The organism is Terricaulis silvestris (assembly GCF_009792355.1).
Lineage (GTDB): Bacteria > Pseudomonadota > Alphaproteobacteria > Caulobacterales > Aquidulcibacteraceae > Vitreimonas > Vitreimonas silvestris.
This window is the reverse complement of sequence record NZ_CP047045.1, coordinates 350680-366123: the sequence shown is the minus strand read 5'-3', so window position 1 is coordinate 366123 and position 15444 is coordinate 350680. Positions and strand designations below refer to the sequence as shown.

Here is a 15444-nt window from a genome sequence, read left to right as displayed (position 1 = left end):
TTTTCTTTATTTCTTCTTGGCGATCCAGGCATGCGCTGGGTCGTTGTTGAAGATCCAAGTCCGCTTCGGCCCAGCCATAATGTTCAGATAGTAGAGATCGTAGCCGTGCGGAGCGCCGACCGGGTGATAGCCGCGTGGCACCAGCACGACATCACCGTCTTCAACGCTGACCGTTTCATCGAGCGAGCGGTCGTCAGTGTAGACGCGCTGGAAGGCAAAGCCCTGCGGCGGGTTGAGGCGGTGGTAGTACACCTCTTCGAGATGGGACTCGTGCGGCTCCGCCAAGCGATCGTGTTTGTGCGGCGGATACGATGACCAATTGCCGCCGGGCGTGATCACCTCAGCGATCAGCAGGCTATCGGCCACTTCGGTTTCGGGCAGAATGTTGCGCACGTAGCGTGTGTTCGTGCCCTCACCGCGCGTTTCCTTGGTGATGCGCTCCGACGGAATGAGCCGCGCTTCGCCGCCGCCTGCGCCGGGCGCGGAGCCGATCGCGACTTCGAGCGGCGTACGTGCAGTGATGGCGTAGAGCACGCCGGCTGGCGCGTAGACCGCGGCGGGCGAGATGTCGTCGAACACGCTCATGCGCTCGCCGATATTGTCGAAACGCTGTTTGCCCACTTCGATGTCGCAACGGCCGCTTAAGACGATGAGACAAGCTTCGCGTCCCACCTCGCCGCCTCCGGCGCTCTCGCCGGGTTCGAGCTTCACGACTTTGAAGCCGACATAAGTCCAGCCTGCGCTTTCGGGCGTCACGGTGAGCACGGCGCCGCTATCGTCCCGTTGCTTCGAGCGCACGCGTAAGTCGGGCATTGGCTCCTGCTCCGTTAAATCAGTCCGGCCTTGGCGGCTTCCCGCTTCAGCGTCGAGAAACCCATCGCGCCGTATACTTTGGGATTGGCTATGACGGGATCCTGTTCGGCTTCGACGATGATCCAGCCGCTATAGCTGATGCCCTTCAATGCGCGCATTACGGCGCCAAAGTCGATGCTACCGTCGCCCGGCACGGTGAACATGCCGGCGAGTACGCCATCGAGGAAGCTCTTGCCGATGCGGCGCGCTTCGGCGTGGACAGGTCCGCGCACGTCCTTGCAGTGAACATGCGCGACGCGTTCGGGGAAGCGCTCGATGATGTCGATGGTTTTGACGTCGCCCAACGCTGCGTGGCCGGTGTCGAGCGTGAAGCCGACGCTCGGGCTTGTGGCTGCAATGAAGGCTTCCATGTCGGCTTGGTTTTCTACGACCGTGCCGAGGTGATGGTGGTACGCGAATTTGATGCCTTGGCCCGCGATGTAGTCGGCAACCTTGGTCATGCGCGCGCCGAACTCGACCCAGTCGCTGGCCTTCAAGCGCGGTGTGCCTTCAAGTGGCACGGCCTTGTTGCTGTGCACGGCGTTGCTGGTTTCAGCGAAAACAAAGACTTTGGAGCCCATCGCCTTCAACAGCTTGAGATGATCCTGCAGCGCGGTGATTTCGGCATCGGCGTCCTGCTTCAGCAGATTGCCGCTATACCAGCCGCCGACGCAGTCGAGGCCATAGGGTGCGAGTGCTGCCTTCAGCGCGTTCGGTTCGCGCGGAAACTTGCCGCCAAGTTCGATGCCTTCAAAGCCAATCTCGCGCGACTCCGCGAGGATGGTTTCGAGCGGCGTGTCGGCACCGAGTTCTGGCATGTCGTCATTGGCCCAGGCGATGGGGCTGACGCCGAATCTGATGCTCATGCGTCGCCCTTCTTGATCTTGTTTTCGTAGATCTTGCGCGCTTCGCGCACTTGTGAACGCTCGGACACTTCCGGCACCGCGACATCCCACCACCAGCCGCCGGCTTCCGTGGTGATCATGGGGTCGGTGTCGATAACGATGACGCTGGTGCGGTCGGCAGACTTGGCCCGCGCGAGCGCGTGCTCGAGGCCCGCAACGTTATCGACCTTCTCGGCGATCGCACCGAGACTGGCAGCATGCGCAGCGAAATCGATGTCCGGCAGTGTTTCATGCGTCGCGTCGGCCAGGAGGTTGTTGAACGATTCCGAGCCGGTGGACCGCTGCAGGCGGTTGATGCAGCCATAGCCGCGATTGTCGAGTGCAACGATGGTGAGCTTCTTGCCGAGCATCACTGACGTCGCGATCTCGGAGTTCATCATCAGGTACGAGCCGTCGCCGACCATGACGTACACGTCGCGCTCTGGCGCGGCGATCTTCACACCGAGGCCGCCAGCGATTTCGTAGCCCATGCACGAGAAACCGTATTCAACGTGGTAGCCGCCGGGCTTTCCCGTTCGCCAGAGCTTGTGCAGTTCTCCCGGCAGGCCGCCCGCGGCGCAGACCACGACGGCGCTTTCGTTGGCCGCACGTTGCACGGCGCCAATGACTTGCGCATCACTGGGCTTGCCTTGGCCTTTCGGCGCTGCAGTCGCGGCAGCGACGGCGTCATTCCAGGTCGCCACACGGTTTACGTTGGCATCGCGCCACGGTGCGGGCGTCTTCCAGCCGCCAAGTTTCCCTTCGAGGGCTCCGATCACCGCCCCCGCGTCACCCACCACCGCGCGAGCACCGTGCTTGTGCGCGTCGTGTGGCGCGACATTGACTTGGATGAGCGTAGCGCCGTCGCGCTCGAACAATGTGCGCGAGCCGCTGGTGAAATCTTGAAGGCGCGTGCCAATGGCGATGATGACATCAGCGGCGGCCGCCGCTTCGTTGGCTGCACTGGCGCCAGTGACGCCAATCGAGCCGAGTACGCTCGAATGGTTCCACGCGAGCGCGCCTTTGCCGGCTTGGGTCTCGGCGACAGGTACGCCAGTGGCTTGGGCGAAGCGCGACAGCGCGTCCTCGGCACCGGCGTACAGCACGCCCCCGCCTGCGATGATCAATGGCGCCTTCGATGCCTTCAGCAACGCTGCGAGCGCATCGACATCCCGCGCTTCAGGCTGCGGTTTGCGGATACGCCAGACGCGTTTTTCCAAGAACGCGGCTGGATAATCGAACGCTTCGGCCTGCACGTCCTGGCAGAAGCCGAGGGTCGCGGGCCCGCAATTGACCGGATCAAGCAGCGTTGCCATCGCGCGCGGCAGTGAATCCAAGATTTGCTCGGGGCGCGTGAGGCGATCGAAGAAACGCGAAACCGGCCGGAAGCTTTCATTGGCGGAAACCGTCGCGTCACCGAAATCCTCGATCTGTTGCAGCACAGGATCAGGACGCCGCGAGGCATAAACGTCGCCGGGCATCAGCAGCACCGGAAGTCGGTTCACATGCGCGAGTGCAGCGGCCGTGACCATGTTGGTGGCGCCCGGACCGATTGATGTCGTGCAGATCATCGCGCGGCGGCGGCGCATCTGCTTGGCGTAAGCGATCGCCGCGTGCGCCATGGCTTGTTCGTTATGAGCGCGATAGGTCGGCAGCGCATCGCGCGCTGCGTAGAGCGCCTCCCCTAAGCCCGCGACATTGCCATGTCCGAAGATCGCCCAGGCGCCGGCGAAGTATCGTACCTCGCCGCCATCGGTCTCGATGTATTGGTTTGCGAGATAGCGGATCGCGGCCTGCGCCGCGGTGAGGCGCACCGTCTTCATCGCGTATGCGCCTTCTTGGCGCCGCGCCAGGCGTCGACTAATTCGCTGAAGCTCGCCGCCATCGCAGCAACAGCGGCGGCGTCGCCGATCTCACCTTTGAACCAGCGCGTCGCCGGTTCGTTGAAGATCGTACGCCCCACCGCGAAGCCCTTGACGATGCCCGCCCGAGCGGCGGATGCGAATGATTGGATCAACTCTTCCTTAGGCGCCGAAAGACCCAACAATACAACGCCCCGGCACAGGGGATCGTTGGTGACGACGGCGCGCTCAATGTGCGCCCAACTGTCGGCGTTCGCGCCTGGTTCGAGTTTCCACCAATCCGGGCGGACGCCGAGATCATAGAAGCGTTGAATGGCGCGCGTCGCAGTGATGCCGTTCACCGCGCCGCTCTTTGAGCAAATGATCTCGAGCAGCAATTCGTGGCGTGTCGACCGGCAGGCATCGAACAGACGAACGACTTGGCGTTCCTGACGCTCACGCAGATCGGCAGGGTCATCGGGGTGATAGTGCACGAGACACTTGACCACGTGATTGAGCGGCCATTCCGCAATCTCGGTGGCGACATCGGCGTGGCCCGTGTCGAACTCAAGCGGACATGATTGCGGCCGCTCGATGGGACGGCCGATCCAGTACGGTAGATCGGCAGCAGCTTCGAGCGCGCGCATGCCGTGGCGGCCGTCGAGCAGAACGCCGAAGCGCGCGTCGCGCTTGGCGACTGTGTCAAGCGCACGTAACGCCAGCGTCTTGAATGCGCCGATGCCCGCCTCGTCCGCATTGCAGAGGCGCGCGATATCTTCGAACTGAGATCGGTGATCGAAGGCAAACACCGTGAGTTCATCGTAGACGCCGCGCCGAACGCCCGCCCAGTGCACGTGTTCGAGCTGCTTGTCCTCGCGCAGCCGGTGCGGGCGCTGCTTCATCGCGAGGAAGTACTCCATCTCTGCCCAAGCCGGCATCGCTGGCGCGCAGCCGTGGCGCGACACAACGATGGCGCCGGACGCATTGCCAAACGTGCAGCAGCGCTCCACCGGCTCGCCGCGCAACCAGCCGCGCAGGAAGCCCGCCATAAATGCGTCGCCGGCGCCGAGGACGTTAAATACCTCGACTGGGAAGCCGGGTACGACTATGCCCTCCTCGATCGTGTCGGGTATGGCGTCTGGATATGCAGCGCAGCCCATCGCGCCCAGCTTGCAAATGATGAGCGCGTCGCTTTCCTTTCGGATCGCGCGCATGGCGGCGACGGTGTCAGTTGAACCGCCGAGGATGTGGATCTCTTCCTCTGTGCCGACGATGAGATCGCACAGCGGCAGAATGCGCTGGAGCTGCTCTGTCACCTTGGCGTCGGCGACGAAGCGGTTCTCGCCCTTGTCGCGCGCTTCGAGGCCCCACAGCACGGGGCGGTAGTCGATGTCGAAGACGACGCGCCGGCCCGCAGCCTTGGCCGCTTTCGCGGCGCGCAGGCTGGCGGCGAACACGTTTTTGCGCGACAGGTGCGTGCCGCTCAGCAGCACGCAGCCGGCGGAACGGATGAAATCCTCGTCGATGTCGCTTTCATCAAGCGCCATGTCGGCGCAGTTCTCGCGATAGAAGATGAGCGGAAAGGTCTCGTGGTCCCGGATGCCGAGGATGACCAACGCGGTCAGGCGTTCGGGATCGCTTTTGACTCCGCGCACATCGACGCCGTCGCGCTCCAATTCTTCGCGGATGAAGCGGCCCATGTGGTCGGCGCCAACGCGGGTGACGAGGCCAGTTTTGAGACCAAGGCGCGATGCGCCGATGATAGTGTTCGTCGGGCTGCCACCGACATATTTCGCGAAACCGCCCATATCCTCGAGACGGCCACCGATCTGCTGGCCGTACAGATCAACCGAAGACCTGCCGATCGCAATCAGATCAAGCGCGCGCTCTTTCGGGGCCATTGCGAACTTCCGCGCCTCGGGCGCCGCGCGGAAAGCCGTCGCGGCAGGTTATGTAACACTTATTCCAAGCCGTTCCATTCTGCAACATTCGTTTCATCGCTAGATCAGCTAACCTGGCGTCGCTTGGCGGAAGCTGCTGTTTTGCGGGGACGCGCTTGTTGCTGAGCGGTTTCAAAGGCGTAGGAAATGACGATGGCCTGCACCAAGCACATCGTGGCGGCCAAGGAACGGAACTTTCGGATTTCCGCCTCCTTCACCTGCAGCGCCAATGTCGCAGGCTTTGCCGTTGGGCTTACAAGCGAGTCGCTGACGGAAAGCACCTTGGCTTCGTGTGCAATCGCCGTCTGAACAGCTTGGATGGTTTCGTCGGCGTACGGATGGAAGCTCACATCGATCAGAAGATCGTTGCGGCCGATTGATTGAATCTGCTGGCGGGTCAGGCCGCCGACGCCATCGACAAACACCGTGCGCTTGTTCAACTGCTGCAGCGAATAGGCGAGATAGGACGACACCGGCAGTGACCGCCGAAAACCCACAACATAAACGGTTTCGGCTTCCGCGATGAGATCCACGGCGGCGCGCAGGTCATTGGCGTTGATCAATTCGCGCAGATTGTTCAACGCCAGCACGTTGCCCTCGACGAACTCCGAGAGGACGTCGGCGGGGCGGTCGCCGTGGCGGGCCTGGGTGTTTTCTGAGAATTGCCGGACACGTTCGCTGTATCCCAAGACGGCGCTGCCGGCGATCAGCCCGTCGCGGATCACTTTCTGCATCTGGCTGGCGCTATCGAAGCCAATCGCCTTGGCGAAGCGAACGATCGCGGACGGTTGTACCCCTGAGCGTTCGCCGATGACCGCAAGCGTTTCCAGCGCAACCGCATTGGGCTCATCAAGCACATAGCGCGCGATTTGCTGGAGCCGCTTGCTCAGGGCCTCGTAGCGATCGAGAATGGCGGCGCGGAGCTCCTCGCTCGTTTGCGGCGCGCGGTTCGCACTGGACATTGAGGCTCCGGAGCAACGATCCGCTGCAGAATATATTTTCCGCCGATGGAACGCAACGATCACCGCCTTCCGGGGCTTGCCAGTTTCAGAAAATACGTTCCATAAGCGAGCATTGTTGTAACAGGCGTTCCGAAAACGGCCGGCGCGATTGACGCCGCGCGGAACGGCTGCTGGTTGCGAGGGCGTATGTCTCAGAAAACCGAAGTCGCCGTCATCGGCGCGGGCCGCATGGGCCAGATTCACGGGCCAAACGCGGCGCGCCATCCCGACCTCAGCGTACGCTACGTGGTCGAGACTGATCCGGTCCTTGTCCAGAAACTTGCCGCACAGCTGGGCGCGACAATTGCCACGCTCGAAGATGCGCTCGGCGATCCGGCGATCAAAGGCGTCGTCATCGCTAGTTCAACGGACATGCATTTGGAGCACAGTCTCGCCTGCGTCGGCGCTGGCAAGGTCGTGCTGTGCGAGAAGCCGATTGACCTAGACTTGGCCAAGGCTCGGGCGGCAGCGCCGAAATTCGAAGGCGCGCGCTTCGTGTTGGGCTTCAACCGCCGCTTTGACCCCCATGTCAGCGCGCTGCGCCAGAAGATCGCCGCCGGCGTGATCGGCGATCTGGAGACACTGACGCTGATCAACCATGACCCGGCGGCGCCGCCGCCCGCGTTCATTCCCCGCTCGGGTGGCCTCTTCAAGGATTTCACCATCCATGATCTCGACCTCGCCTACGCGATCCTCGGCGAGGCCCCGAGCGAGATCTTTGCGACCGCCTCGTGCCTGGTCGATCCAATGATTGCCGAACTTGGTGATGTGGACACGGCGCGGATCATCTTGCGCACCAAGTCCAACAAGCTCTGCGTGATCTCCAACACGCGGCGCAGCGGGTACGGTTACGATCAGCGCGTCGAGGCGTACGGCTCGAAAGGCATGGCGGCGACGGCCAACGAGCGCATCGATACGGTGGAAGTCTGGAGCGAAGCTGGCGCGCATGCGTCGCCGATCCGGCCCAACTTCTTGAACCGCTATATGCCTTCGTACGCGGCGGAAATGGACCATTTTGCCGATGTCATGGTGCGGGGCGTGAAACCGCAGGTGGGCTACGCCGAAGGCTTGGCGGCTTTGGCTTGGGCCGAGGCCTGCGCGGAATCGGCGCGCACCAACGCCGTTGTGAGGCTCTGAGGACGAACATGCACAAGATTGCTCTCATCGGTGCAGGCCGGATCGGCCGCATCCATGCTGCCAATGTCGCGGCGCACCCGGACCTACAGCTTGCCTATGTGGTCGATCCGATCGCAGACGCAGCGAAATCGGCGGCCGCATCATTCGGCGCGAAGACCGCGGATTTGGACGGCGCGCTCGGCGACGCCTCGGTCGACGGCGTCATCGTCGCCAGTTCGACGGATACGCATCTCGATTTTAGTTTGCGCGCAGCCCAAGCCGGCAAGGCGATCTTTTGCGAGAAGCCGATCGATCTCGATCTGGCGCGCGCGGAAGATGCGGCGTCGAAGTTCGAAGGCGCCCGGCTCTTCTTGGCGTTCAACCGCCGCTTCGATCCGAACTTCCGCGCCCTGAAGAAGAAGTTGGACGCCGGCGCGGTAGGCAAGCTGGAGACGCTTCACATCACCAGCCACGACCCGTCCCCACCGCCTGCCGGCTACATTCCAATCAGTGGCGGGCTGTTCAAGGACATGGCGATCCACGATTTCGACATGGCGCGCTGGATCCTCGGCGAAGAGCCCAGCGAGGTGTTCGCAGCGGGTGCATGCCTGATCGACCCCGAGATTGGTCGCCTCGGCGATATCGACACGGCGAAGACTATTCTGCGCACACCGTCCGGCAAGCTCTGCGTCATCTCCAACAGCCGCCGCAGCGGCTACGGTTACGATCAACGCATCGAGGCGTTCGGCTCGGAAGGAGCGCTGCGAGCGGGCAACGTGGTCGAAAGCACGGTGGAAGCTTGGACCGAGAGCGGTGCGCAAGCCGATCAATTCCAGAACTTCTTCCTCGACCGCTACGCCACCGCCTACCACCTCGAGATGGCGCACTTCGCCGACATCATGGCTCGCGGCGCAATGGCGCAGATCGGTTACAGCGATGGCGTTGGGGCGCTTAAGCTCGCCACCGCAGCACAACAGTCGCTGAAGAGCGGCGCGCCGGTCTCGCTCTAGCCTTCTTCACTGATCCAAAAGAAAGCGGCCCCTTTCGGGGCCGCTGAAGGGTTTGGGATAAGGACTTTGCGATCAGAACACGGCGCGCAGCGATACCAGCACCGTCGGCGAGGAGTTTTCGCGTTCAACTTCGAACTCGTCGACATCGCCCGCGATCTGAGCATCGATAATTTCCGAAGCGAAGTCGCCGTCAAAGTTTTGCTCAGCCTGGATGCTGTCGGCGTCGAGCAAGTTGTTGCCGACAAGGCGCAGCACGAGGTTGTCCGAGAGCCGGCGTTCCACGAACACTTCGAGGTTGGCGTCATACCATTGCCGCTCTACCTCGCCGAGGAACACAGAAGTGGACAGGCCTTGCTTCCGGTAGCTGAAACCCGCGCTCATATCCCAGGTCGGGATATTGTGCGTGACGCCCCAATTGTAGACGTATTCCGGCTGCGCGTTGAAGCGCGCTTGCAGGCCCGTCAGCGGCTCCGTGCGTTCGGAGTCGAGGCTGGTGTAGTTGGCAAAGAAGCCGGTTTCATCGAGGCCGATAAAGGAAAGCGGCGTCGAAACGTCGACTTCCCAACCGGACACCTCACCGTCGCCGGTGTTTTCGAAGGTGTACTCGAACGCGCCCGGCACGCCGGTCGAAACGCCAGTGTTGATGAGCGAGATCAAGTTCTCAACGTCGCGGTGGAAGTAGTTGAAGCCGATCACGCCGCGGGTCCCGATGCGATGTTCGTAGCCGATGTCGTAACCCCAGGCGGTTTCCTGCTCGAGATTCGGATTGCCGAAGGTCTCGTCGTCATCCTCCGGCGAATCTGAGTTCGCGAATGGCACGACCTGATCCAAGCTCGGACGGCGAACCGTGCGCGCGTAGCTGACGCGGAACTGGCCGTCCTCCCATGGCTCCCACTGCACGTGCATCGAGGGGTTGAGCTGATCTTCCGAGCTCGTGCCCGACGCACCGCCGATGACGTTGGCTTCAGTCTCGGTGTTTTCCGAACGGACGCCGAGTTGAACCGTCAGCGCGGGCGTCAGCTCCATCTCGGCCATGACCCAGGCGTCGAAGCGATCTTCTTGGTACTCAAACAGGCCGCTGTCGGGCGTAATGTTATCGTCTGGATCGTCGAAATCGCCGTCGCCGTTATCGTCTTCGAATTCCTGCTGGTTGTAGTCACGGCTCTTCTGCTTGAGCGCGACGCCGAACTCGAGTGAGAAGCCGGCCATGCCTAGGCTTTGCGCGAAGGCCTCGGAGTCGAAAGTCAGCTCGCCGTCGACAGACATTTCAGTGTCGTCGCTATCGATGACGACCTGTTCAACCGGCTCCGGCGGATCGTCTTCGAAGCTGGTCTCAACATTGTCCTCAGTGAAGTTCGCGTAGCGCGCCTGGCTTTCGAACGACCAGTTCGGACCAAATTGACCCTCATAAAGCGCCGACACGCCGAAGCTCTGTTGCTCGATGTGCTGAGCCTGTGACGCAATCTCGTCGAGATTCCACACTTCATCCGAGACATCGCCGTCGTCGTCGCCGCCGTCGCCGATATCGTCGCTGCGAACATAGAGCGTGCCCTCTTCCGTTTCATCTCGCTCGGTGTTGAGCACGAATGCGTCGAACCGCAGTTGATGCTCGGGCGCCAAGGCGAACGTAAGGTCGCCGTTGAACGACAGATCAGTGCTGTCGCGCGTATCGATCTGGTCTTCGTGCTCGACGGCGTTGGTCGATGGCACTGTGGGGTCGAAACCATCCGGATCAAACAGGTTGCGGCCATCACGCGTCGGATCGAAGCCCGGCGAGGTGTCGTCGAACAATTGTTGATCGAGAACCTTCACGTTGTAGCGGTTCTGGTAGTCGAACGTGCCCGACCAGGCCATTGTGCGATCTTCGGTGCGGCCGGAGAACGACAACGCGCCCAGGCCATTCAGCTCTTCATTGTCGGTGTCATAAACCGCGCCGACGCGGGCAATAATGCCCGGCGGCAGGCTCATGCCGTCCTTCAGAATGATGTTGATGGTGCCGCCGATGCCTTGGCTGTCGATGTCAGCGCTTGGCGAGCGCACGATCTCGATGCGATCGATGATTTCCGCCGGAATGCGGTCAACGAAAACGGTGCGGTCATTGCCGGCGCCGGGAATCGGCCGGCCATTGACCAGCACTTGCGTGAAACCCTCGCCAAGGCCGCGCATCTGCGGCGCGTCGCGCTCACCGATGTCGCTGGTGAAGGCAACGCCCGGCACGCGCGACAGCTGATCGCCGACCGAGAGCGGTTCGAACTGCTCGAAGAATTGTTGGTCGTACACCAGCTCTGGCGCGACCGTGTCGGTGCGATTGCGATATTGAATCTCACCCGTGATGACGATGTCTTCCAGGCTCTCTTCTTCCTGGGCCGGCTGCGCGTCTTGCGCATAGGCGACGCCTGGCAAAGACAGGCACGACATCAGCAGCGTCCGCAGCGCTACTTTCCGCATCGTTTTCATATTCCGCTCTCCCCTCGAGGCCCCCGCTGCACGCCGGGCAAGCGCCGGGCAAGTACGAGGTTGTCATGACAGTTCGATGATACGAACGAATATTCCATTCTGCAACCGTTTTGGAATTTCTCTTGCAGAACGGCTTCGTGGGTGGCAGCAATGCCACGCGAAATCCTTGCAAAAGCCGCGTAAAGCGCGCGAACGAGACTAGACGAGGGGACGATATGAAGCAGAAGCGCTGGGCCATTGGTTTGTTCGCAACCGCAGCATTGGCGGGTTGTGCGACAAGTGGCGTGCCCGAACCGGCTGCTCCGTCTCCGCCAGCCTTGCCTAGCGTTGCGCCGTTGGCCGAGACTGCGCCGACGGTCCAGTCCGACGCCAACACCGCTGTTCTCCTCCCGCGCGGCGACGGCGATGGCGTCATTGTCGGCTCGAGCGAAAGCGGCGGCATCGAACTCTATGGTCTCGACGGCGCACGCATCTCCTCGATCGCCGCGGGCGCGGCCGTCGGCATTGACGCGCGTTTCGGCGCGCCGAGCGCAAATGCTTGGACCGTCGCCGCGCTCGACGGCGCCACCAATCGGCTGCGCTTGTTCGAAGTCGATCCACAAACCGGCGCCGGCCGCGAGCGCACCGTGCGCGACATTCCAATTGGCTTTGCCGGCGAAAGCCTCTGCCTTTACCGCGATGCGCGCGACTCCACGCTTTACGCATTCGCGCTCGGCGCCGGCGGCGAGATCGCGCAGTACATGATCTCGGCTCGCGGCGACGGTTTCGACGCGACATTGGTGCGTCAATTGCGTGTTGCGTCGGAAGCCAGCTATTGCGCGGCTGATGACGCAAATGGCGACCTTTACGTTGCCGAGCAAGGCGTCGGCTTTTGGCGCTTTGAGGCGGATCCGGAAGCCGAAGTCGTGCCGCGCCTGATCGACGCCGCTCATGTCGGCAATATCACCGAGGAGGCCGGCGGCATCGCTGTCTACAATGCGGGCGCGACGACGTATGTTGTTGCGTCTGACGCTTCAGCCAATCGCTTCCATGTTTACGACCGCAACGCGGATTATCGCTTGGTTGGCTCGTTCGCGTTAACGCCCGCTGGTGCGACCGATGGCGTTCAAGCCGCCGGCGGCTTGAACGCGACAAGCTTCGGCTACGGCGCACGCTTCCCGCAAGGCGCCCTGCTCGCCATGGACGACGAGAATGACGGCGGCACAAACTACAAGCTCGTCTCCTGGGCAGACATCGCCGGCGCGCTGAACCTCGCCACGGGTACTCCGCGCGACCCGCGTGTGGCGCCGGACTCGACGATCGCTATCGTGCATCCCAGCGTAGAGACGCGGCCGGTGGAAACCGACGGCGACGCCGCCGACGATCCAGCAATTTGGGTCGACCGCAACAATCCTTCGCGCAGCATTATCATCGCGACGCAGAAGCAATCGGGGCTTTACGTCTACGATCTGCAAGGCCGCGTGCTGCAGTTCTTGCCTGACGGGCGCATGAACAATGTCGATGTACGCGACAATTTCTCGCTCGGCGGCCAGACCGTCTCAATCGCCACAGCCAGCAATCGGACCGACGATTCGATCTCGATCTACCGCATCGATGCTGCGACACGGCGGTTGAGCGATGTCTCCGATGGCGTGCAACCGACCGGCTTTGTCGATCCCTATGGCCTCTGCATGTATCAGAGCGCGCAATCGGGAAAGACCTACGTGTTTGTCACCGACAGCAACGGCCCACTGCGTCAGTGGGAGTTGATCGACGCCGGCAATGGCCGCATCCGCGCCGAACGCGTGCGCGACATTCCCTTCGCCACACAGACCGAGGGCTGCGTCGCCGATGACGCGACGGGCGTGCTCTACGTTGCTGAAGAAGACATTGGGCTGTGGCGCGTCGGCGCCGAACCTGATGCGCCAGCTACGCCCGTTTCAGTCATCACCGTCGAAGCCAATGAAGCGCTCAAGGACGACCTCGAAGGCATCGGGCTTTATGATCTGGGCGGTGGCCGCGGCTATCTCGTGTTGTCGAGCCAGGGCAACAACACCTACGCAGTGTTCCGTCGCGAAGGTAACAACGACTACGTTGGTTCGTTTGCCGTTCTGGCCGACGCCGCGCGCGGCATTGACGGCATTTCCGAAACCGACGGCCTCGAAGTTTTGAGCGCCAATCTCGGCGGCGCCTACGGCAACGGCATCTTCATTGCGCAGGACGGACGCAACATCGCGCCGCAAGAATTCCAGAACTTCAAGCTTGTCCCGTGGTCGGCGATCGCCGGCGCGCTAAACCTGGAATCGCGCTGAGGCTTAGAAACGCCCGCTGGCAGAGAGGCCAAATGTCAGCCCTTCGCCGCGGGAGCGCCGATCGGATCCATCGAATGCGCCGAGCCGATCGGGATCAAACAGGCGGCGCGCGCGCGTGTCGGCGCTGTCGGTGAGATTGGCGCCCCACGCGCGCAGCTTGACGCCGCCGTAAGCGGTCGTCTCGATCCAGAGCGTGAGGTCTTCAGCGTCTTGCTCGCCTTCAATGCGGTCAAGTCTGTAGGACGGCGCTTCGGTTTCGCGCTCGTAGTCGAGCCCCCACGCAAAGGCGGCGACATCCTGGCGCAAACCAATCGTCACCGCGCTTTCATCGAAGCCGGAGATGGCGCGCGCTCCTCCCGTGAGCGGATCGGCTGCTTTTGAGCGCCGCGCCATGGCGTCAATCCGAAGTTCAACGTCGAGCGGCAGCGGCAGCGCCAATGAAACGCGCGCGCCATAGGCGTCCGCATTACCGATATTGCCTGGCGCGTCCAACTGATCGCCGGGCGGGCCGAGCGGGATGAGATCGAACGCGTCTTCAATGAACCAGCGATAGAGCGTCAGCCCAAATGCGCCGTCGTCGCCAAAGCGCCAGTCGCCCGCAGCTTCCAGCCGCCACGAGCGCTCGGGCCGAAGATTGGGATTGCCCGCATCAACGATCGACGACGTGATGTCCGATGCGGAAACGAAATCTTCGAAATCAAGTTGCCCGACATCGCGATAGAAGCGAAAGCGCAGTTGATCGCGTTCGCCGAGTGCGCGGACCAGTTGGATCGACGGTTTCCAATAAGTGAGATTGGTTTCGCGGGTGGCGTCGCCGCTCTGTGTCAGACGCGACACTTCCACGGAGCCGCCCGCCTCCAACGTCCAGCGCGGCCACGGCGCGCCAGACATCATGGCGCTCGCCTCCGCGCGCGTTTCTTCAACCCGCACGTTCGCCGAGGGAAGCATCACTGGCACGGGTCCGCCACCGTCGTCTTCGGTAAGGCTGAGCCGCTGTTCCAAAGTGTTGAGTGCTGCTTCAACACCGAGTTCGAGTCGCCATCCGTCCGCGACCGGCCGCTGCGCAGCAGCGCGCAAAATGGTTTCACCGCTATCGATCCGCTGCGTCTGCTCGGCCGCTTCTTCAAGGTCCCCTAATGCATCTTCCTCCCGCGTCGTTTCACCGGCCTCGAACCTGCGCCGCGTGAGGATCGCGTCGATATCCGCGCGCCAAACCCCGACGCCACGCTGCCAAGATGCGCCGATTTCACTGATGGTTTCGCCCTCCTCCAACACGCCGTCGATGGCGCCATCCGGCGCGCCTGAGCCGTCGCGCAAGGCGGTTTGCGTACGCTCGTCGAGCTCGATGCGGCTCACCTGCGCATTGAGAGAGGCTGAGCCGCTGAGCCATGGAAACGACGCCTCGCCAGCAATCCGCCCTTCGCGTTCGTCCGTCGGCACGCGCTCTATGCGCGTTTCGTCCACGAATCCCAGTGCATTGAAGTCGGCACGCTCGCCGCGGATCGGAAAGTGGGCGATATCGACGTCAGCCGACAGCCCGTACTCGAACGTTCGAACGCGGCCCGACCACGCTATCCCGCCGTCGGGCGAGACCCGGCCGTCCTCGGCCAACGCCGCGCCTAGATCCCAGACGCCACCGCCACTCGTCGGACTGCGCACAACATTGACGCGGACGCCCTGTGCGCTCCCCGCATTCGATCCCGCGCCGCGTATCAGTTCGATCCGAACCACGTCCCGCGCCGGAATGCGTTCCAGAATGTCGTCAATCTCCTGCGCTTTTGAGACGGGCGGTTCGCCATCGATCTGCACATTGCTCTGCGCGCCGGCAAAACCCCGCCGGTCCTCGCCTTCATCAATGACGAAGCCCGGCACCCGTTCGACCATGTCGAGCGCCGTTCTGGGTTCAAACTGCGCGAAGTGATCTGCCTCATAGATCACCGCTTGTGTCCGGACCGCGGTCTGCGCGGTCGCCGCGCTGGACGCCGTGATCATCAACGCGCAACCGATCTGGAAAGCTCTATTCGGACATGCCGCCATAAGCGCATGATAGCG

10 protein-coding genes are annotated in these 15444 nt (G+C 62.5%); 3 read left to right on the top strand and 7 right to left on the bottom strand.

Annotated features, from left to right (window positions below; translation table 11 throughout):
* Positions 1 to 6 precede the first annotated feature (6 nt).
* The 5 genes from iolB to DSM104635_RS01740 form a co-directional block, all read right to left on the bottom strand.
* Positions 7 to 813: a 5-deoxy-glucuronate isomerase gene (gene iolB / locus DSM104635_RS01760; RefSeq protein ID WP_158764544.1), complete on the bottom strand. Its 807-nt coding sequence runs from the start codon at positions 811 to 813 to the stop codon at positions 7 to 9.
* Positions 814 to 827: 14 nt separating this feature from the next.
* Positions 828 to 1718: a myo-inosose-2 dehydratase gene (iolE, locus tag DSM104635_RS01755; RefSeq protein ID WP_158764543.1), complete on the bottom strand. Its 891-nt coding sequence runs from the start codon at positions 1716 to 1718 to the stop codon at positions 828 to 830.
* Positions 1715 to 3559, bottom strand: a complete 1845-nt coding sequence (gene iolD, locus DSM104635_RS01750; RefSeq protein ID WP_158764542.1) for a 3D-(3,5/4)-trihydroxycyclohexane-1,2-dione acylhydrolase (decyclizing) — start codon at positions 3557 to 3559, stop codon at positions 1715 to 1717. Before iolD ends, iolE begins: the two co-directional genes overlap by 4 nt.
* The gene (locus DSM104635_RS01745) at positions 3556 to 5478 is read right to left on the bottom strand and encodes a bifunctional 5-dehydro-2-deoxygluconokinase/5-dehydro-2-deoxyphosphogluconate aldolase (protein WP_158764541.1); all 1923 of its coding nucleotides are present in this window, start codon (positions 5476 to 5478) and stop codon (positions 3556 to 3558) included. The genes iolD and DSM104635_RS01745 overlap by 4 nt, the downstream gene beginning before the upstream one ends.
* A gap of 104 nt (positions 5479 to 5582) precedes the next feature.
* Positions 5583 to 6479 carry a MurR/RpiR family transcriptional regulator gene (locus tag DSM104635_RS01740; RefSeq protein ID WP_158764540.1) on the bottom strand — a complete coding sequence of 299 codons (897 nt, stop codon included), beginning with the start codon at positions 6477 to 6479 and terminating at the stop codon, positions 5583 to 5585.
* A 186-nt stretch (positions 6480 to 6665) separates the two neighbouring features.
* On the opposite strand from DSM104635_RS01740, the gene DSM104635_RS01735 reads away from it, so the two are divergent.
* Both DSM104635_RS01735 and iolG read left to right on the top strand, forming a co-directional pair.
* Complete coding sequence (locus DSM104635_RS01735; RefSeq protein ID WP_158764539.1) at positions 6666 to 7655, top strand: Gfo/Idh/MocA family protein; 990 nt, start codon at positions 6666 to 6668, stop codon at positions 7653 to 7655.
* An 8-nt stretch (positions 7656 to 7663) separates the two neighbouring features.
* Positions 7664 to 8644, top strand: a complete 981-nt coding sequence (iolG, locus tag DSM104635_RS01730; RefSeq protein WP_158764538.1) for an inositol 2-dehydrogenase — start codon at positions 7664 to 7666, stop codon at positions 8642 to 8644.
* 72 nt (positions 8645 to 8716) lie between these two features.
* Here iolG and DSM104635_RS01725 read toward each other — a convergent pair whose 3' ends face one another.
* Positions 8717 to 11101 (bottom strand): TonB-dependent receptor plug domain-containing protein, encoded by a 2385-nt coding sequence (locus DSM104635_RS01725; RefSeq protein ID WP_158764537.1) that lies wholly within the window; start codon positions 11099 to 11101, stop codon positions 8717 to 8719.
* Positions 11102 to 11316: 215 nt separating this feature from the next.
* Between DSM104635_RS01725 and DSM104635_RS01720 the strand changes: the two genes are divergently transcribed.
* Positions 11317 to 13392, top strand: a complete 2076-nt coding sequence (locus DSM104635_RS01720) for a phytase (RefSeq protein ID WP_158764536.1) — start codon at positions 11317 to 11319, stop codon at positions 13390 to 13392.
* A gap of 3 nt (positions 13393 to 13395) precedes the next feature.
* Here the strand turns inward: DSM104635_RS01720 and DSM104635_RS01715 are convergent, their stop codons facing one another.
* Positions 13396 to 15384, bottom strand: coding sequence for a TonB-dependent receptor plug domain-containing protein (locus DSM104635_RS01715; RefSeq protein ID WP_158764535.1), 1989 nt, complete (start codon positions 15382 to 15384; stop codon positions 13396 to 13398).
* Between the last annotated feature and the right edge of the window lie 60 nt (positions 15385 to 15444).

Bases quoted from the DNA above. Each gene is read 5' to 3' on its own strand.
- iolB (WP_158764544.1), bottom strand. From the start codon at position 813: ATGCCCGACTTACGCGTGCGCTCGAAGCAACGGGACGATAGCGGCGCC.
- iolE (WP_158764543.1), bottom strand. From the start codon at position 1,718: ATGAGCATCAGATTCGGCGTCAGCCCCATCGCCTGGGCCAATGACGAC.
- iolD (WP_158764542.1), bottom strand. From the start codon at position 3,559: ATGAAGACGGTGCGCCTCACCGCGGCGCAGGCCGCGATCCGCTATCTC.
- DSM104635_RS01745 (WP_158764541.1), bottom strand. From the start codon at position 5,478: ATGGCCCCGAAAGAGCGCGCGCTTGATCTGATTGCGATCGGCAGGTCT.
- DSM104635_RS01740 (WP_158764540.1), bottom strand. From the start codon at position 6,479: ATGTCCAGTGCGAACCGCGCGCCGCAAACGAGCGAGGAGCTCCGCGCC.
- DSM104635_RS01735 (WP_158764539.1), top strand. From the start codon at position 6,666: ATGTCTCAGAAAACCGAAGTCGCCGTCATCGGCGCGGGCCGCATGGGC.
- iolG (WP_158764538.1), top strand. From the start codon at position 7,664: ATGCACAAGATTGCTCTCATCGGTGCAGGCCGGATCGGCCGCATCCAT.
- DSM104635_RS01725 (WP_158764537.1), bottom strand. From the start codon at position 11,101: ATGAAAACGATGCGGAAAGTAGCGCTGCGGACGCTGCTGATGTCGTGC.
- DSM104635_RS01720 (WP_158764536.1), top strand. From the start codon at position 11,317: ATGAAGCAGAAGCGCTGGGCCATTGGTTTGTTCGCAACCGCAGCATTG.
- DSM104635_RS01715 (WP_158764535.1), bottom strand. From the start codon at position 15,384: ATGATCACGGCGTCCAGCGCGGCGACCGCGCAGACCGCGGTCCGGACA.